Here is an 18299-nt window from a genome sequence, read left to right on the forward strand (position 1 = left end):
TCTGCGTCAAGCCGGGTCTGGTGCTGGCGCCGGCCGGTGGCGGCGGGGACCGGCTGGTCAAGGCCTTGACCGACCAGGTGAGCAGTACGGGCTCGAGGGTGCTGCTGGACGCTCGGATGCGGGAGGGTTTCGTTGCCGGTGTGGCGGAGCGGGCGGCGCTGCCGGAGGTGGAGGCGCCGGTGACCCCGGGCGCGGGCTCGGCCCACACGGTCAGCCCGGGTTTCCTCACCGTCCCGGCGGCCCGGCTGGCCGGCGAGGGGCCGCACGATCTGCTGGTGGAGGAGTGTTTCGGCCCGGTCACCGTCGTCGCCCGCTACGACAGCGACGAGGAGGTCGCGGCGGTGCTGGACCGGTTGCCCGGCAACCTGACCGCCACCCTCCACCTGTCCACCGAGGAGGCCGGTGGCGCGGGCCGCGGGGCCGACCTGCTGGCCCGCCTCACCCCCCTCGCCGGCCGGGTCCTGGTCAACGGCTGGCCCACCGGCGTCGCCGTCGCCCCCGCCCAGCACCACGGCGGCCCCTACCCCGCCTCCACCTCCACCTCCACCTCCGTCGGCACCACCGCCATCGAACGCTGGCTCCGCCCCGTCACCTACCAGAACACCCCCCACCCACTGCTCCCCCCCGAGCTCCACGACGACAACCCGCACGCCCTTCCCCGCCGCGTCAACGGCCAACTGCAACACTGACGTCCCCGGAGGGCGTGGCGACGCGCGGCCGTCACGCGCCCTCCGGCTGACACCGGGGGCAGAACACCGTGCCGCGCCCACCGACGCGCTCCTTGTGCAGCGGCCCGTCGCAGCGCGGGCACCGCGGAGCCGCGTCGTCGCGGCGGCCGGTGAGCCAGGTCCGCCTCGGCGGAACCCGCCCGGCCCGCACCGACGAGCGCAGAGTGCGGCGCATCTCGGTGTGCAGCCGGCGGCGTTCGTCGTCGTCCAGCCGGTCGGCCCGGCGCGCCGGATGCACACCGGCGCGCCACAGGATCTCGTCGGCGAGCAGATTGCCCAGCCCGGCGATGACGGACTGGTCGGTGAGGGCCGGCTTGACCCGGCCGTGCCGGCGGGAGAGCAGCCTGTCGAACTCCTCCCGGTCCACCGACAGCGCGTCCGGCCCCTGGTCGTGGAGGATCCGCGCGACGTCCCGGTCGGCGTCGTCGGCGAGCCACAGCCCCCGCAGCTTGCGCTGGTCGCGGTAGCGGAGCTGGTCACGGCCTACGGTGAACACGACACGGTCGTGCGGATGCGGCGGATCCGTCGCCGGACAGCAGACCAGTGCGCCGGTCATGCCGAAGTGGAGCAGCACGGTCGGCCCGTCCGTACGGGCGAGCAGCCACTTCCCGTGCCGCGCCGGCTCCGTGAACCGGCGCCCCTCCAGCGCGCGGCGCAGCCGCGGAGCACTCACCCCGTGCAGCACACCCGTGTCGCCGACCTCGATCCGCTCGATCCGTCTGCCCCGCGCGCAGGCGGCCAGGACCTCGCGGAAGCCTTCCACATCGGGCAGTTCGGGCACGACATCCTCCAGCCGCAGTTCTCACGAGAGCCTGCCCGGCCTGCGGCGCTGCCGCAGGACGAGGACCGCGGCCAGGCCGGCCGTGCCGACGAAGGCTCCCGTCCAGGCGTACGCGATCCCCGACCCGGTCCCGCCGGACACGGCGCCGGCGCGCGCGGGCGGTGCGGCGGTCGGGGTGACGGGGCCGGGTCCGGCCGGCGGAGCCTGCTGCGCCACGGGCGGTTCCAGCGACCCGACGGTTTCGGCCCGTCCCGCCGCGGCGAACCCCCAGTCCAGCAGCGACCGCGCCTCCTCGTACACCGAGCGCCCGCCGCCCTGCTGAGGGTTCATCACCGTCACCAGCAGGGTCCGGCCGTCCCGGCGCGCGGCGGCGATCAGCGTGTTGCCGGCGTGCGAGGTGTAGCCGTTCTTGACGCCGATGATCCCCGGGTACTTCTCCACGCCCTTCGCGCCCGTCAGCAGCCGGTTGGTGTTCTGGATGCCGTAGGTCCAAGTGGGGCTGCCGTCGTCCGCGGTGCCGCCGGGGAACTGCGCGTCGACGGTCGCCGCGTACTCGGCGAACCGCGGGTCCGCCAGGCCCACGCGCCCGAACACCGCCAGGTCGTACGCGGACGAGACCTGGCCCGGCGCGTCGTAGCCGTCCGGGGAGACCACCTCCGTGTCGAAGGCGCCCAGTTCGCGGGCCTTGGCCTGCATCTGCTCGGCCGTGGCGGTCCAGCCGCCGTTCATCCGGGCCAGTACGTGCACGGCGTCGTTGCCGGAGCTGAGGAACACACCCCGCCACAGGTCGTCGACCGTGTAGGTACGGCCGGCGGCGATGCCGACCCGGCTGCTCCCCTCGCCCACGTCCGCGAGGTCGTCCTCGGTGACCGTGTGCGGTGCGGCGTCCGCGAGGCGCGGCAGCGCGGTGACGGCGAAGAGCGCCTTGATGGTGCTGGCGGGCGGCAGCGGGCGGTGGGCGTCGTGTGCGGCGAGCACGTCACCGGTGTCGGCGTCGGCGACCAGCCACGACAGTGCGGAGACGTCCGGGAGTCCGGGGGCGCCGCCCAGGTCTCCGACGTGCGTCCCCGGGTCCTGCAGCGGCGACGCGCCGGCGGCGGGCCGGGGTGTGGGGTCGGCGCGCGCGGCGGCGGAGGCGGGGAGGAGCCCGACAGTGCCCGCGGCGACGGCGGCCAGGCAGCAACAGACCAGCCGTGCAGTCAATCTGATGATCATTCGGCCAGCGTAGGAACGGGTCCGGGGACGCGCAGTTCCGCTGAGCCGACCGGCGGTAGCCGACCCTCCGGGGGTGGCGCCTCGCAGCGGTCGGGGCGTCCGCCGTCGCGCATGACGCCGGCCGCGACGCGCCTGGCGCCGGGTGCCCCGGCCTCGCGGCGCGGGCACCCGTCCGGGTACGCGTACGCCCCTGCCCCCGGTTTGTGGCCGGGGGCAGGGGCGTTGCTCGGCGTACGTACGGGGTGCGGGCGTACGCGTCAGTCGCGGTCGACCTGCTCGCGCAGGATCTTGCCGTTCGTCGCGTCGATGTCGAACGTCGTCTTGTTCCAGTCGGCCTGGGTGACGACGTCGACCGACCAGATCAGCTTGTCGGCGTCGTCGTTGTCGAGCTCGACGGCGGTGACGGTCCCGTCCGTCCTGCCGGTCGCCGTCTGCACGGCCTGCTCGGGCGTGGTCCTGGCCTGGGCCAGGCGGTCGGTGATCCGACGCTTCTCGTCGGCGCTCTGGTCGGACTCCTGCCGGGACCCGAGTACCTGGCCGGAGGCCGCGTCCACATGGACGGTGTGGAGGGCGCCGTCCTCGGTGGCGACGTCGACGGCCCACGCGGGGGCGCCGGGGCTCGGGTAGGGGCTGGGAGAGGGGCTGGCGGGACTCGGCGAGGGGCTGGCCGGGCTGGGGGACGGGCTGGCGGCGCCGCCGCTCTGGTAGCGCGTCAGTTCGATCTCGACCAGCTTGCTGCCGGCGACCTCGCCGACGGCCGTGTCGGCGGCCTTGTCCCAGGTGACCGTGGCGGCCGGGACCAGCGCCCTGCGCTCGGCCTGGTCGTCCGTGAGACGGGTCGGGCTGCCCGTCGGGCTCGGCGAACCGGTGGGGCTCGCGGTGCCGGTCGGACTGCCCGTCGGCTGGGCGGCGGCCGCGCTGACCTCGGTCCCCTTGTCGCTGCCACAGGCGGTGAGCAGAAGGGCGGAACAGGCGATGAGGCATCCGGGGATCGCGGTACGCAGACGAAGACCATGAGTCGATACGTTCATGTCGCCACGCGTAACCCCTGGCCCCGTCCCGGACACGGGCCGCCGGGAAGATCACCCGATCGCGTCCGTCCGGTCAGTGCCCTCATTCCGACGGCGTCCAGCGCGGCGAGGTGTCGGCCCAGGCCCCTTCCCACGCCGAGTCACGCCGTCCGTCCAGGAACCGGGCGACGACCGCGTAGGCGGCCAGGTCGGTCAGGGCGACCGCCGCACCCGCCGTGGCGGCCCAGCCGTACGCACGGCTGCGGATCCCGTCCGCCGCCGTCAAAGGAGAGTCCACGCGGTGGGGACACCTCCCGTGCCCGAAGGGCCACGGGGGAGTCGGCGACTGACGACGACGCGGCGCGGCGCGGTGCCAGGGGCATGCGAGCCCGGCGGGATCGGAACGAGAGAAGTGGAGAGCCGTAGCCTTCCCGGAGACCGATGAGGTCCGCATCCTGCTCGCCGACGACCACGCTCTGGTCCGGCGCGGCGTCCGGCTGATCCTCGACGGGGAGCCGGACCTGCGCGTCGTCGCGGAGGCCGGTGACGGCGCCGAAGCCATCGCCATGGCCCGCGCCCACGCCGTCGACCTGGCCGTCCTCGACATCGCCATGCCCGCCCCGTATGACATCGCGGAGACGCCCGTGATCAGCGTGAAGACGGTCCAGCGGCACCGGGCGAACCCACTGCGCAAACCCGGCCTGCGTGACCGCCTGGAGCTGACCCGATACGCGATCAGGGCCGGTCTGGCCGGGCCCTGAGCGTACGGGGCCGGTGCGCGGGACCCAGGGTCGCCGACGGACACCGCCCGGGCACCTCCTACACTCGGTGCCTGCTCTCGGCCGCGGTCGGGCGCGGTGACGAGACGACCCCGTGAAAGGACCCTGTTCCAGATGAGTGCCGCAGACCGTACCGACGCACCGATCTACGCGGACCTGGTGGAGGAGCGCGGCGACGTACCCGCGGACGTCCGGCGGACCGCCGAGGAGACGCTGCGGGAGATGGGGCGCGTGATGGACTTCAGCGACGTCCTCGCCGGCCGCTGACCCCGCCGGCCGGGCCGCGCCTCCCGGCGAGGGCCGCCACGCCGCGCCTCCCGCGCGACGGCAGGCGCACCACGCCGGACCCGTGCGCCGCCACGCCGGGCCGGCACCGCGCCGACGGCCGGGCTGATCAGACGGGTCAGGCCGCCGGCCCGACGCCCGCCAGCAGCCGCAGCAGCGGCCGGGGCGCCGCGCCGGGGTCGAGCGCCTCGACCAGGGCCCGCCCGTAGTGGATCTTGCGGCCCCGGATGGTGCCCAGAAAGCGCCCGATCTGCCCCTCCACGCCCCGCTCCCGCTGCGCGGGCTGCTTCTGGAAGGTCCGGAAGGACCGCAGATCGCCCTGCGCGGCGAACACCTCCTCGACGGCGCCGGCGCCGAGCGCCCGGATCAGCTCGTCCTCCAGGTCCGCGACGCACACCTGGAAGCCACCGCGCTCCAGCGCCGCGCGGTCCGGATGCGGCCCTCGTCCGGCCCGCTCCAGCGCGCGCCGGAAGAACGCCTCCTCCGCCGCGTCGCACAGACCCGCCGGCTCCGCGTCGATCCCCCGCGGGCCGAGCAGGTCCAGAAAACGGCCGATGCTCGTCGCGCCGCCCATCGCGACGACGCACACGCCCTCCGCGCCGAGATCCCGGCCCAGCCGCGGCGCCAGCGCCTCCACCGCGGCCCGGTCGCTGCGGCCCTCGACGAGCACGACCTCGCGCAGCCGTGCCGCCTTCGCCAGCTCGCGCGCGGCGGTGGCCGCCGCCGCGGCCTCACGGCCGTTCGCCGCCCAGGCGACGAACGCCGAGCGGAACAGTTCCATGTTCATGACCCCTCCATCGCGCCGGAGCGTACGCGAGACGGCGGCGCTCGCCCACCGGTTTGCCGCCCGCCGCGACGGCGGCGGGCAGGGCCCTGTCGAGAGGGAAGCGATCACGGGATATCTTGATGTCGAGCAATGTTGCAGACGTGGAGAGCGGAGCACCGGGTGACTGACTCGACCATCATTTACACGCACACTGACGAGGCGCCCGCCCTGGCGACGTACTCGTTCCTGCCTGTGATCCAGGCGTACGCCTCGACGGCCGGTGTCACCGTGGAGACCCGTGACATCTCGCTCGCGGGGCGGATCATCTCGCAGTTCCCCGAGTACCTCGAGGAGGGGCAGCGCATCGACGACGCCCTCGCCGAGCTCGGCGCCCTGGCGAAGACGCCGGAGGCCAACATCATCAAGCTGCCCAACATCTCGGCCTCGATCCCGCAGCTGAAGACTGCCGTCGCCGAGCTGCAGGAGCAGGGCTACGCGCTGCCGGCCTACCCGGACGACCCGAAGACGGACGAGGAGCGCGACATCCGCGCCCGGTACGACAAGGTCAAGGGCAGCGCCGTCAACCCGGTCCTGCGCGAGGGCAACTCCGACCGGCGCGCCCCCGCCTCGGTCAAGAACTACGCCAAGGCGCACCCGCACCGCATGGGCGCCTGGAGCGGCGACTCGAAGACGAACGTCGCCACCATGGGCGCCGACGACTTCCGCTCCACCGAGAAGTCCGCGGTGCTGGGCGAGGCCGGTTCGCTGCGCATCGAGCTCAAGGGCGACGACGGCTCCACCACCGTGCTGCGCGAGTCGGTCCCGGTGCTCGCCGGCGAGGTCGTCGACGCGTCCGTGATGCGCGTGGCCGCCCTGCGCGAGTTCCTGACGGAGCAGGTCGCCCGTGCCAAGGCCGAGGGTGTGCTGTTCTCCGTGCACCTGAAGGCCACCATGATGAAGGTCTCCGACCCGATCGTCTTCGGTCACGTGCTGCGCGCCTTCTTCCCGAAGACGTTCGCCGCGTACGGCGAGGCGCTCGCCAAGGCCGGCCTCTCTCCGAACGACGGCCTCGGCGGCATCTACAAGGGCCTCGAGTCGCTTCCCGAGGGCGCCGAGATCAAGGCGTCCTTCGACGCCGAGCTGGCCGCGGGCCCGGACCTCGCGATGGTCGACTCCGACCGCGGCATCACCAACCTGCACGTGCCGAGCGACGTCATCGTCGACGCCTCCATGCCGGCGATGATCCGCACCTCCGGCCACATGTGGGGCCCGGACGGCGAGGAGGCCGACACCGTCGCCGTCCTTCCGGACAGCAGCTACGCGGGTGTGTACCAGGTCGTCATCGACGACTGCCGCGCCAACGGCGCCTTCGACCCGTCCACCATGGGCTCGGTGCCGAACGTCGGTCTGATGGCGCAGAAGGCCGAGGAGTACGGCAGCCACGACAAGACCTTCGAGGTCCCGGTCACCGGCACCGTGCGGGTCGTCGACGCCGCGGGCAACGCCGTGCTGGAGCAGGCCGTCAGCGCCGGCGACATCTTCCGCATGTGCCAGACCAAGGACGCGCCGATCAAGGACTGGGTGAAGCTCGCCGTCACCCGCGCCCGCGCGACCGGCGTCCCGGCCGTGTTCTGGCTCGACGAGACCCGTGCGCACGACGCCCGGCTGATCGAGAAGGTCAGGACCTACCTGGCCGAGCACGACACCGAGGGCCTGCAGATCGAGATCATGTCCCCGGTGGAGGCCACCGCCTTCTCCCTGGAGCGCATCCGCCGCGGCGAGGACACCATCTCCGTCACCGGCAACGTGCTGCGCGACTACCTGACGGACCTGTTCCCGATCCTCGAGCTCGGTACCAGCGCCAAGATGCTCTCCGTCGTCCCGCTGATGAACGGCGGCGGGCTGTTCGAGACGGGTGCCGGCGGCTCCGCCCCGAAGCACGTCCAGCAGCTCGTCAAGGAGAACTACCTCCGCTGGGACAGCCTCGGCGAGTTCCTCGCCCTGGCCGTCAGCTTCGAGCACCTCGCGACGTCCACGGGCAACGCCCGCGCCAAGGTCCTCGCCGACACGCTCGACCGCGCCACCGGCACCTTCCTGGGCGAGGACAAGTCGCCGAGCCGCAAGCTGGGCGGCATCGACAACCGCGGCAGCCACTTCTACCTGGCCCTGTACTGGGCCCAGGAGCTGGCGAAGCAGACCGACGACACGCAGCTCGCGGAGGCGTTCGCGGCACTCGCCAAGACGCTCGGCGAGCAGGAGCGGTCCATCGTCGACGAGCTGATCGCCGTGCAGGGCTCGCCGGCCGACATCGGCGGCTACTACCGTCCCGACCCCGCCAAGGCGGAGGCCGTGATGCGCCCGTCGAAGACCCTCAACCAGGCTCTCTCGACCCTGGCCTGACGCGCGACGGCGGGCAGTCGCCCCGCCCGTCCCGCATCCGCCCCGGCCGGCCCTCGTGCCCGGCCGGGGCGCTCCGCGTGCCCGCCGGGAACAACTCGGCGGGCCGCGGGGGTTGTCACGGGACACGAGCCGGGCCGGGCGGTCGCCGGTCCCGGCGGACGCCCGCGTACGAAGGAGTCACCCGTTCGACCGGCTCGAACCGACGGTCCGCTACGTCTTGGTCGAGGGCCCCGTCGCCGACACGGCCCCGGCCACCCGGGAGCAGCTGGTGGAGATCTCCGCGCGCTACCTCGACCCCGCCAAGGTCGAGGCGTACGTCGACTTCGCCTGGCGGAACCACGGCGACATGGGGGTCGTCCGGATGCGGCCGCAGCGCTGGATCAGCGCGGACCTCGGCGACGTGTGACCGCGGCGCCTCCGGCGGGCCGCACCGCCCGCCGGAGGCCCTGGGAGCGCGCTGTCAGTCGCGGCGGACCATCGGCGGCCCGACGTAGCGCGAGCCGGAGAGGCCGAGCGTCGCGTCGTACGCCAGCTTGTAGTCGCCGTTCTCGTCGTGCGCCTGGAGGGCGTCGTTGACGGCCTCCTTCAGCACCGTGTCCCCCTTGCGCATCCCGATCCCGTACGGCTCCTCGGTGAACGGCTGGCCGACGACCTTCAGCTTGTCCGGGTGCTGGGCGGCGTAGCCCTTGAGAATCGCGTCGTCCGTGGTGACCGCGTCGACCTCGCCGGCCAGCAGCCGCTGGACGCACTCGGTGTACTTGGTCGTCTCGACCGTCTGCGTGTTGTACTCCGGCTTCTTGATCTCCCCGAGCGCCGTGGAGCCCTTGGCCGAGCAGACCGTCTTGCCCTCCAGGGAGAACGGACCGGCGATCGTCCTGTCGTCCTTGCGGACCAGCAGGTCGGCGCCGGCCAGGTAGTACGGGCCGGCGAAGGAGACCTTCTTCTTGCGCTCGTCGTTGATCGTGTACGTCCCGACGTACAGATCGACCTCGCCACTGGAGAGCGCGGTCTCGCGGACGCCCGTGTCCACCGTCTTGAACTCGATCTGCCGGGCGGAGAAGCCGAGGTCGGCGGCGATCATCCTGGCGATCTCGATGTCGAAGCCGGACCGCTCTCCGTCCTCGTTCTCGAAACCGAGGAACGGCTGGTCGTTCTTGGCGCCGATGACGAGCTTCCCGGCCTTCTTCGCCTTCTTCCACGTCGGGGAGTCGAGATCGACGTCCGTGGCGACCTTGTACGTCGGCAGCTGCGGCAGGTCCTTGGCGTTCACCGTGCGGGAGGGCCCATTGCCGGCGCCTTCGGAATCGCCGGCGCATCCCGTTGCGGTGAGTGCTACCGCGAACACGGTGACGGCCGCGGTGGCGGCGGACTGGTAGGCCTTCATGGTGCGACATCCTTCACTCGATTTTGCGAGGAGAGTAAGGAGTCGAAGGGTCGAGCGTCATTACATCTGAGCGGAACTTGAGCATCACATTCCGGATACGGCGCCATCCGGGCCGCGCACCCGGCAACGCCGCGCCGGGTGCGCACCCCGCGGGTCAGTCCACCCGGAAGGTCCGGGTGGCGCCGCTGAAGGCGCTGATCGGGCCGAACAGGCTCCTGGCGTCGCCGAAGTGGGCGATCCGGTACGTCCCGGCCGGCGTGCCGGGGGCCACCTTCCAGGTGATGACCGCCTTGGACGTGCCCGTCACGCCGTTCAGCCGCACCCAGCGGTACGTCGTGTCCCAGTCGCCGTCGTCGAGATGACGGACCCAGCCGCCGTCCACCTGCCGCTGCACCTCGAGGAAGGTCCCGTTCCGGTGCAGGGCGTTCTTCGGGTGGCCGGTCACGAACTCGGCCGTGACCGTGGTCCCCGGCCCGTACGAGGCGGCCGGTTCCGCCAGCACGTCGCCGAACCGCCGGCCCGCCGGCGGGTTGTCCATGACCACACCGGTCTGCAGCGACGTCTGGCGGTCCGAGTGGTCGGGCGGCGTCGGCCCGCCGCCGGCCGGCGTGCCGTCCCGCAGCGAGGCCGCCAGTGCGGCGAACTCCTGCTGCTGGGCGGGGAGCGTGTACCTGCCGTAGAGGGTGGAACCGCCCTCGTACTGCTGGAGGTCGTACTCCTCCGGCGTGGTCACGTACTGGCTGTACGCGTTGGCGTACCCCTGCATCAGCACGTTCTCCAGCGGTATGCCCAGCTCCTCGGCGACCGTGCGGCGGATGCGCAGCCCCGAGACGATCGTGTACTCGGCCGGTCCGGCCACCAGATGGAACTGGCCGATCTTGACGATCTGCAGCGGCAGCACGGTCGGGGTCGTCGGCGTCACCGCGTTGACCAGCCCGGTGGGCACCAGATTCGCCTTCGGGTACTGGCAGCTCACCAGCCATTCGGGCGGGTCGATGCCGAACGGCTCCAGCAGCTTCGCGACGGGGCTGTTCATGCCCTCGGTGAAGCCGGGGATCGCGGGCCCGTCCTCCACGCTGCCGGCGAGCGTCGAGGCGCCGACCATGGCCGGGCAGGTGCGGTGCTCCCTGCCGTCCGGGGTGTACTTCCCGTCGACCGTCACGTCCTCCATGTTCACGAACCGCAGCCGGGAGTCCACGCTGCCGCGCACCGGGACGGCGGCCGCGTCGTGGATCCGCTGCGCCGCCCTGAACTGCCGGTCGCCGATGATCCGCGTGTTCTCGAACTCGTCCTCCGTCGGACCGGAACCGGGCCGCAGATTCAGATTGGGGGACATGTCGCCGGCGTTGGTGTTGGGGAACGCCGCCACGAAGCCCTTGCGGTTTTCGAGATAGCGCACGCCCTCGGCGCCGTGCTCCCACTCGTACGCCGCGTAGCCCTTGTTGTCCGGGCTGAGCAGCGTGTTCCTGTTGGTGAGCGACGTGTTGTGGGTGGCGAACCAGCTGATGGCGCCGATGTCGGTGGCGCCCTGCCGGAAGCGCAGCACGGTCATCGCCGGGTCGATCGCGTCGGGGAAGGCGGCCCGGTCGCGGGCTGGATTCGCCTCGAACGCGGTTCGTGAGCGGTTGACGCTCGCGTTGTTCAGCTCGCCCCTGCCGAGGGTGACGGTGCCCGGCCGCAGATCCTCGTGCGCCTCGGCCACGGACTCGACGATGCCGTCGACGATCGCCCGGTAGGTGTTCTTCTGGAAGCCCAGCGAGGCCAGGTTGTAGGCGAGGTGGTGGGAGTGGCCGCCGGTGCCGGCGTGCGTATGGGTGGCGGACAGCAGGACGTTGCGGTCGCCGTAGAGCGAGCCGTAGCGCCGCCCGAGCTCCGCGACGACGCCCTGCCGCACGGACTGGAAGATCATCGCCAGATCGGCGTTGACGTACACGATCCGCTCGCCGCTGGTCCGGTCGGCCACGACGAAGGCCCGCGAGCGCTGCCGCTGGTGGATGCCGGTCGCCTTCTGCTCGAAGCTCGAGTAACCCATCATGCCGACCTCGGCGGCCTCTCCGGTCACGTCCGAGATGCCCCGGCCGACGAGATACGTCGTCGGCCCGGACTCCGCCGCCCGCGCGGTCGCCGCGCCCGCCGGAACGGCCTCCGGTACGACTGCCGGGGCCAGGGCGCCGAGCGCCCCGGCGAGCAGCAGGGAGACCGCCTTGGAGCCGGTCGTGGGGAACCTCATGCCTACTCCCTCGTACGCCCTCGTGCCGGAACGGCCCCGCGCGGGGCCGGGCCGGTCGTGACAGGTGTGACCGAAGGTAACCGCGGCGGGCGGCCGCTGGAGAGGACCGGACCGGCCAGTAACGGGACTTCACCGGCCACCGGCTCTGTCCTCCCGCCGTCCCGGTCCCTACAGTGACCGCCCGGGAGGTGAGGCGATGACGGCGCACGACCCGGCACCCGCCCGGGCCGCACGGACACCGCGGCTCGCCGACCCCCGGCACGGGTCCGCGACCATCACCCCCCACCTGCTGCGCTACCTCACCCTGGTGGCCGCTGAACGCGGCCACGACCTGGGCCCCGCCCTGCGCCGCGCGGGACTGAGCGAGGCCGCCCTCAGCGCGGTCGGCCAGCGGGTGTCCTACCGGCAGGGCAGCTCCGTCATCAGGGAGGCGATACGGGACCTCGGCGATCCGGCGCTCGGCCTCGCGGTGGGCCGCCGCCAGCGGGTGACCGCGTGGGGCCTGGTCGGTCTCGCCCTCCAGGCCAGCCCCACGCTCCACGACGCCCTGCTGCTCGGCGTCCGCCACCACGGCGTCACCGGGTCCATGCTCGACTACCGCTTCGAGCGCGTGCCGGCCGGCGCCGCGATCCTGGCGACCGCCCGGTACACCGACTCGGGCCTGCGGGCGTTCCTGCTCGAAGAGGCCTTCGGCAGCATCGTCGCCCTGATCCGGGACGCCTGGCACGAGGAGTTCGCCCCGCACCGCGTCGCCGTACGGCATCCGCGCCCGTCGTACGGGGACGAGTACGAGCGCTGGTTCCGCTGCCCCGTCACCTTCGGCGCCCCCGACGACCGGCTGGTCTTCTCCGCCGAGTCCCTGGACAGCCCGCTGCCCGGCGCGGACGCCTACACCCTCGCCCAGGTCGTCGCACTCCTCGACGCGGCCCGCGCGCACGGCAGGGACCGGCAGGACCTGGTGCAGGGGCTGGAGGTGTCTCTCGCCCGGGCGCTGCCCCGGGTGCCGCCGCTCGCCCAGCAGGCGCTGGAGCGCGGCATGAGCGAGCGGACGCTGCGCCGGCGGCTCGCCGAGCACGGCACCAGCTACGAGGCGCTCGTCGACTCGGTGCGGCTGGTGCGGGCCGAGGAACTGATGATGACGAGCGACCTCCCGCTGCACCGGATCGCGGGCCTGCTCGGCTTCAGCGACGCCCGCACCCTGCGCCGCGCCGTGACCCGCTGGTTCGGCGCCAGCCCCTCCGCGCTGCGCGGCTCCACGGCACGCCGGCAGTGAGACGTGCCGGCGAACCCCGGCCGCCGGATCGCCCGCGGATACGTACCAGGTCCTGCAGTCCGGGTGCTCTGCGCCGCGCCGCGCCCCATACTTGATCCAATGACGGCAGGGAAAGGCGGTGCGGTGAGAGATCCGGGATGGGCGCGGCGGGCCGGAGGACCGGCGGTGCGCCGGGCGGCCGCCGTGGCCGAACGGTTCAGGATCCGCAGCCGTCTCGAGTGGCTCAGCCTCGCCGGCACCGAGATCGGCACCACGCTCGGCCTGGAACGCACGGCGCAGGAGCTGGCCGACTTCGTGGTGCCCCGCCTCGCGGACGGCGCGGCCATCGACCTGCTGGAGTCCGCGCTGCGCGGCGAGCACGTCGAGGCGGGCCGGGACGGCGAGCGGCCCGTGATGCGGGCCATGGCCGTCTCCGCCGTGCCGCGCCTCATGGCGCTGGAACCCGACCCGGTGGGCGAACTGGCCTCGGTCAACAAGGACACGATCGCGGTCCGGGCCCTGATGCGCCGGCAGCCGGTGCTGATGAGCCGGCTCTCCCGCGAGGACTTCGCGCAGGTGGCGCCCACCCTCAGCGCCGCCGAGAAGATGCGCGCGGCCGGGGTGCACAGCTACATGGTGGTGCCCCTGATCGCCCGCGGTGTGCTGCTCGGCGTCGCCGACTTCGTGCGGGCCGGCAGCAGACCTTCGTTCTCCCGCACCGATCTCGTGCTCGCCCAGCAACTCGCCTCGCGGGCAGCCGTGTTCGTCGACAACGCCCGGCTGTACAAACGGGAGCGCGAGCAGGTCGTCAGCCTCCAGCGCAACCTTCTGCCACGGACCACCCCCCAGACGCTCGGCCTCGACGTCCACGCCGACTACGCCCCCACCGCCGACGCGAGCGGTGTCGGCGGCGACTGGTACGACGTGATGGCCCTGCCCGGCGGGCGGACCGCCCTCGTCGTCGGCGACGTCATGGGCCACGGCCTCGCCGCCGCGGCGACCATGGGCCGGCTGCGCGCCATCGCCCGCACCCTGCTCGCCCTGGACACGGTGCCGGAGCGCGTCCTCGCCAGACTGGACCTCGCGGCCCGTGACCTGGAGGACGACCAGGTCGCCACCTGCCTGTGCGCGGTGTACGACCCCGCCACCGGCGAATGCACCCTCGCCACCGCCGGCCATCCGCCGCCGCTGCTGGTGGACGCCGCCGGCAACGCCGAGTACCTCGACGTACCGGTGGGCGCGCCGCTGGGCGCCGGCGTCATCCCGTACGACCCGGCCAAGGCGGCCGTGCCCGCCGGAAGCCGGCTGCTGCTCTACACCGACGGACTGATCAAGACCCGCGCCGAGGACGTCGACGTACAGCTGGCGCGGCTGCGCAAGGCCGTCGCCGCCGCCGGCGCAGGGGAGCTCGAGTCGTGCGAGTTGCTGGCCGGCGGCTGGGGCCCCGGCCAGCGCTTCGACGAGGCCGTCATGCTGGTCGCCACCGCGTACGCCCGCCGTCCGGGGGAGGACCTGGCCGTCTGGACTTTGCCGGCCGACGCCACGGCCGCCTCCGCGGCCCGCCGACTGGTGGTGCGGCAACTGGCCGACTGGGACCTGGAGGGCCTGGCCGACACCACCGAACTCGTCGTCAGCGAACTCGTCGGCAACGCCCTGCGCTACGGCGGCGGCCCCGGACAACTGCGGCTGCTGCGCCATGAGCGCCTCGTCGTGGAGGTCTCCGACACGGGCCCCGACCTGCCGCTCATCCAGCACGCGACGATCAACGACGAGGGCGGCAGGGGCCTGCAGCTGATCAACATGATGTGCCGGCGCTGGGGTTCGTGCCGCACGTCCGGCGGCAAGGTCGTCTGGGCCGAGCAGGACATCGTGCCCGCGGTCTGAACGCGTCCCGGAGGGTGCCGCCGGGGAACCGGAACCGGCCGTCCTGCGTAGTACCTGCGGAGAGGTAACGGGACGAGGGGGGTTCACCGTGGCCGCGAGTGCCGTGCGGATCGACGGAAACAGTCTGCTGCTGGGCGCGGGTGTGCGGGTCCGTTTCATCAGGACGCTCCGGCTGCCGGAAACGGGGACGCACCGACTGCCGCCGGGGCTCGGCGAGTTCCCGGTACGGCGCGTCGAGGACCACCTCTCCGCCGTGCCGCCGCAGATGCGCGAGCGGGGCGGCGTGATGCTGCCCGTGTGTCTGCGCGAGGCGATGTGGCTCAGTTTCGCGGGCAGCAGCGAGCCGGCCGCCCTCCAGGTCGGCGTCGGCAAGGTCTGCGCCGTCTCCGGCGAGCCGTGGCGCGCCACCCTGACCCGCACCCCGCAGAACTATGTGGTGCTGCCCCGCCAGCCGTGGCTGGACGGCATCAACTCCGGCAGGGGGACGGTACGTCAGTTCGTCGCCGTACCGCTCGGGACGGGTGCCACCGTCGAGGGGCAGGTGACCGGCGAGGAGACCTGGGGCGGCGTGCAGCTCCAGGCGTACGGACTGTCGCCCGCGGCGCTGGCCGCCTGGCGGGAGGAGGCGCGGGCCCGCGCTGTGGCCGCCCCGGCCCCCGCCGCGCCGATGGCGTTCGGGGCCGCGCCGCCTCCGGCGCCCGGGGCTGCGCCGCGGGTCCGGGCGGCGTCCATGGGGCTCGGCGTGGGCGGCTCCATGCGGCAGGAGGTCTACCGCGACGACCGGAGCCCGCGCGACTGGTCGCAGGAGCCCTCCGGCCGGGTCTTCGTGCACCTGGTGACCCCACCGGAGTGGCGGCGCATCACCGGTGAGGACGCGCCGCCGTCGCCCGTCGACCGCGCGGCCTACACGCGCGCCGGACTGCCCTGGTACGACTACTACGACGAGAGCGCCGCCGACCTCGCGCCGGCCGGCCCTCTCACGGATGTGCGGCCCGTCGGCGACTGGCTCGGCGACGACCACACGCCGTGGGAGCCGCCCGTCCCGGAGCAGATCGTGCCGCTCGGCGACGCGCCGAAGCCGGGGAAGGCGGTCGCGGACGGCGACTGGTGATCAGCCGCCGTCCGCGGTCCCACCGTCGTCCGGTCGGGGGGCGGACGTCAGGGCAGTTTCGTGAAGGGCGCGAGGAACGCCCGTGCGCCGGGGGAGTCCAGACGGTACGTCACATTGGTGGCGTAACAGGGGGAATCGCCCGTGATGGTGGTGGACACCAGGGTGCGCTTGCCGTCCAGCACGGCGAAGTTCGGGCCGCCGGAGTCGCCGTAGCAGGCGCCGCCGTTGCCCTGCGGGGCCGTCATGGCGAGGCGGACCCAGGACTTGTTGAGGGCGTCGAAGCTGACCGGCGCCTTCATCCGGACACCGCCGCCGGGATGGGTGTGACCGCCCGGTCCGCGCTGGGCCTCCTGGGTGCCGTACCCGGCGACCGTGAACGGAGTGTCCTTCAGGCCCTGCGGCCCGAGCGCGTCGAGCGCCCCCGCCTCGGGCAGCGTGGCCGGCGTGAACGACCAGCGGGCCTTCATCCGCGCGGCCGGCAGCTCCACGACGGAGATGTCGCGGGTGTCCACCGCGGGGCCCGGGTAGCCGGGGTGGTGGTGCGCGGCGCCCTGGACGCCCACGGCCGCGGCGACGGCCGCCGGGTCGCCGGGGTGCCGGGTGGCCGCCTCGTCGAGGCCGGCCTGCACGTCCTGGTCGAGGGAGACGTAGAACCTGACGTTCTCCGGCCAGTCGGTGGTGCAGTGGGCGGCGGTGAGGAACGTGTCCGCGTCGATCATCGTGCCGGAGCAGACCCAGTCCACCCGGTCGGGTGTGGCGGGGTCGTCGTCGTTGTCCCAGGTGGCGACGAGCGCGCCGACCTCGGTGCGCTCGGGCGCGGGCGTCGCGTTGTACGAGTTGATCGCGGACGACGGCACGGCCGCGCTGAGGATCAGGGCGCAGGCGCCGGCGGCGACGCCGGTCAGACGTATGGGCAGGGCAGTCAAGGGAAACCCTTCGGTGTCACGGGAACGGGGCTCCTGTGGAGTGATCGACAGTGAAGCGTGTCGCGGTCGGCGCGGCAAGGGCCCTCGCGCCGTGAAGCGGCGCCGGGACGCGGAAGAGCGCGCGCCGCGGCCCCCCGGCCACGGCACGCGCTCCCTCGGGGAGGCGGTTCGGATCAGAGGCGCTGCCAGAGCGCCGGGACGGCCGGCGGCTCCCAGCCGGTCTGGGCCTGGTGGCCCTGCAGACAGCGGTAGGCCGACCCGCCGTAGGTGACCTGCGCGCCCGCCTGGTAGACCGTGCCGGCCGCCCACGTGCCGCCCGGCTCCTCGGGCTCCTCGGGCGGCTCGCCCGGACCGTCGGTGGTCGTCTTCAGGGTCAGCCCGTACCCCTGCAGCAGCGGGTTGAGGGGCTGGTGGTACGTGGTGCCGCCGGTCCGGCAGTTGCCGGAGCCGCCGGAGGTGACGCCCTGCGCCTGGCTGCCCGAGATGTACGAGCCCCCGGAGTCACCGGGCTCGGCGCACACGGTCGTACGGGTGACGCCGGTGATGGTCCCCTCCGGGTACGTGACGCTGGTGTTGTGCTGCGAGATGGTGCCGCAGTGCCAGCCCGTGGTGGACCCGGAGCGGCAGATCGACGCGCCGACCGGCTGCTGCACCGAGCCGGTCACCCGCACGTTCTGACCGCTCTGCCCCTTGACGTACGGCGTCGAGGTCCAGTTGGCGTTCGTCGCCACCCAGGCGGTGTCCCGGCCGGGGAACGTCGACGCCTGGAAGGTCCCCTGCGCCACCTGGTTGTAGCCGCTGGTGGCCGTGCCGGCCCGGCCGCAGTGCCCCGCGGTGGCGAAGCCCTGGGTGGCGCCCCGGGTGACCGCGAAGCCGACGGAGCAACGGCCGCCGCCCATGTAGTACGCGTCGCCGCCGCGGATGTCGTAGAGCGGGCGCGGCTGTTCACGGGTCGGCACGACCCGTATCAGGTCGCGCTGCGCGCCGCTCGCCCCGATCAGGGCCTCGGCGGCGGACGTCTTCACGGCCCGGACCACCACGGAGTTGGTGCGGACGTCGACGTACCAGACCGGCACGTCCCTGGAGGAGTCGCGCGCGGCGGCCCGGTCGAGCGCCGCCTTCGTACGGTCGAGTTCGGCCAGCGTGTGGGAGGCGATCTCGGCGTCGGCGCCGGCGCTCCTGATCGCGGCGGCGTCCGCCGCGCTGGTGGTGGCGACGGTCAGCGTGCCGGAGTCGGCGCCCGCCACCCAGGCCCCGGCGAACGATCCGCCGAGCCGCTGCCGGAGTCCGGCAGCGGTGGCTCCCGCCTCGGCCTCGTTCACCAGCCGCCGCTCGGCCTGGGCCCGGGTGAGGCCGAGGTCCCGCTGCATGGCCCGGAGCAGCTCCGGCTGTGCGGCGGACACGGCGAGCGTGTCCGCCGCGGTGCGCGCCGCGGGTCCCGGTCCGGTCTGCTGTGCCGACGCGGCACCGTGCAGGGCGGTCAGGATCAGCGCGCCCGCGGCGACGGCACCGACACACGCTGACCTGGCGTGTCTGTGGAGCATGGAA

The 18299-nt window shown here is 73.4% G+C and carries 15 protein-coding genes and 2 pseudogenes; 8 read left to right on the top strand and 9 right to left on the bottom strand.

The features are described 5' to 3' along the window. A pseudogene (locus ACFYOP_RS11695) lies at window positions 1–689 on the top strand (aldehyde dehydrogenase (NADP(+))); the annotation flags it as partial. 31 nt (window positions 690–720) lie between these two features. Here the strand turns inward: ACFYOP_RS11695 and ACFYOP_RS11700 are convergent. From ACFYOP_RS11700 to ACFYOP_RS11715, 4 genes are all read right to left on the bottom strand, one after another. Then, window positions 721–1509, bottom strand: a complete 789-nt coding sequence (locus ACFYOP_RS11700; RefSeq protein WP_356897317.1) for a DNA-formamidopyrimidine glycosylase family protein — start codon at window positions 1507–1509, stop codon at window positions 721–723. A 21-nt stretch (window positions 1510–1530) separates the two neighbouring features. Then, window positions 1531–2724 carry a serine hydrolase gene (locus ACFYOP_RS11705; RefSeq protein ID WP_356897319.1) on the bottom strand — a complete coding sequence of 398 codons (1194 nt, stop codon included), beginning with the start codon at window positions 2722–2724 and terminating at the stop codon, window positions 1531–1533. A 257-nt stretch (window positions 2725–2981) separates the two neighbouring features. Further along, window positions 2982–3755 (bottom strand): PepSY domain-containing protein, encoded by a 774-nt coding sequence (locus tag ACFYOP_RS11710; RefSeq protein WP_356897321.1) that lies wholly within the window; start codon window positions 3753–3755, stop codon window positions 2982–2984. Window positions 3756–3837: 82 nt separating this feature from the next. Next, window positions 3838–4032, bottom strand: a complete 195-nt coding sequence (locus ACFYOP_RS11715; RefSeq protein WP_356897323.1) for a hypothetical protein — start codon at window positions 4030–4032, stop codon at window positions 3838–3840. Between the two features lie 154 nt (window positions 4033–4186). On the opposite strand from ACFYOP_RS11715, the gene ACFYOP_RS11720 reads away from it, so the two are divergent. Both ACFYOP_RS11720 and ACFYOP_RS11725 read left to right on the top strand, forming a co-directional pair. Then, the gene (locus ACFYOP_RS11720; protein ID WP_356897464.1) at window positions 4187–4495 is read left to right on the top strand and encodes a response regulator; all 309 of its coding nucleotides are present in this window, start codon (window positions 4187–4189) and stop codon (window positions 4493–4495) included. 132 nt (window positions 4496–4627) lie between these two features. Then, window positions 4628–4780, top strand: a complete 153-nt coding sequence (locus ACFYOP_RS11725) for a hypothetical protein (protein ID WP_356897325.1) — start codon at window positions 4628–4630, stop codon at window positions 4778–4780. A 136-nt stretch (window positions 4781–4916) separates the two neighbouring features. Here the strand turns inward: ACFYOP_RS11725 and ACFYOP_RS11730 are convergent, their stop codons facing one another. Beyond that, window positions 4917–5585 carry an ATP-dependent endonuclease gene (locus tag ACFYOP_RS11730; protein ID WP_356897328.1) on the bottom strand — a complete coding sequence of 223 codons (669 nt, stop codon included), beginning with the start codon at window positions 5583–5585 and terminating at the stop codon, window positions 4917–4919. 159 nt (window positions 5586–5744) lie between these two features. Between ACFYOP_RS11730 and ACFYOP_RS11735 the strand changes: the two genes are divergently transcribed. Together ACFYOP_RS11735 and ACFYOP_RS11740 are read left to right on the top strand one after the other, a co-directional pair. Then, window positions 5745–7964, top strand: a complete 2220-nt coding sequence (locus ACFYOP_RS11735; protein WP_356897330.1) for an NADP-dependent isocitrate dehydrogenase — start codon at window positions 5745–5747, stop codon at window positions 7962–7964. Window positions 7965–8151: 187 nt separating this feature from the next. After that, window positions 8152–8370: pseudogene (locus ACFYOP_RS11740) on the top strand (pyridoxamine 5'-phosphate oxidase family protein); the annotation flags it as partial. 54 nt (window positions 8371–8424) lie between these two features. Here ACFYOP_RS11740 and ACFYOP_RS11745 read toward each other — a convergent pair. After that, the gene (locus ACFYOP_RS11745; protein WP_356897332.1) at window positions 8425–9348 is read right to left on the bottom strand and encodes a glutamate ABC transporter substrate-binding protein; all 924 of its coding nucleotides are present in this window, start codon (window positions 9346–9348) and stop codon (window positions 8425–8427) included. Window positions 9349–9502: 154 nt separating this feature from the next. Next, the gene (locus tag ACFYOP_RS11750) at window positions 9503–11578 is read right to left on the bottom strand and encodes a neutral/alkaline ceramidase (RefSeq protein WP_356897334.1); all 2076 of its coding nucleotides are present in this window, start codon (window positions 11576–11578) and stop codon (window positions 9503–9505) included. A gap of 196 nt (window positions 11579–11774) precedes the next feature. Between ACFYOP_RS11750 and ACFYOP_RS11755 the strand changes: the two genes are divergently transcribed. The 3 genes from ACFYOP_RS11755 to ACFYOP_RS11765 all read left to right on the top strand — a co-directional run bounded on the left by ACFYOP_RS11755 (window position 11775) and on the right by ACFYOP_RS11765 (window position 15825). After that, entirely contained in the window at window positions 11775–12851 is a 1077-nt protein-coding gene (locus ACFYOP_RS11755) for an AraC family transcriptional regulator (protein ID WP_356897336.1), read from the top strand. 99 nt (window positions 12852–12950) lie between these two features. Beyond that, window positions 12951–14714, top strand: coding sequence for a SpoIIE family protein phosphatase (locus ACFYOP_RS11760; protein WP_388451356.1), 1764 nt, complete (start codon window positions 12951–12953; stop codon window positions 14712–14714). An 88-nt stretch (window positions 14715–14802) separates the two neighbouring features. Further along, the gene (locus ACFYOP_RS11765) at window positions 14803–15825 is read left to right on the top strand and encodes a hypothetical protein (RefSeq protein WP_356897338.1); all 1023 of its coding nucleotides are present in this window, start codon (window positions 14803–14805) and stop codon (window positions 15823–15825) included. A 47-nt stretch (window positions 15826–15872) separates the two neighbouring features. On the opposite strand, the gene ACFYOP_RS11770 is transcribed toward ACFYOP_RS11765, so the two are convergent. Together ACFYOP_RS11770 and ACFYOP_RS11775 are read right to left on the bottom strand one after the other, a co-directional pair. Continuing rightward, window positions 15873–16751 (bottom strand): trypsin-like serine protease, encoded by an 879-nt coding sequence (locus tag ACFYOP_RS11770; protein WP_356897340.1) that lies wholly within the window; start codon window positions 16749–16751, stop codon window positions 15873–15875. Between the two features lie 173 nt (window positions 16752–16924). Next, the gene (locus ACFYOP_RS11775) at window positions 16925–18295 is read right to left on the bottom strand and encodes an alpha-lytic protease prodomain-containing protein (RefSeq protein ID WP_356897342.1); all 1371 of its coding nucleotides are present in this window, start codon (window positions 18293–18295) and stop codon (window positions 16925–16927) included. Between the last annotated feature and the right edge of the window lie 4 nt (window positions 18296–18299).

The sequence above is a fragment of the Streptomyces sp. NPDC006294 genome (genome assembly GCF_042870895.1).
Taxonomy (GTDB): Bacteria; Actinomycetota; Actinomycetes; order Streptomycetales; family Streptomycetaceae; genus Streptomyces.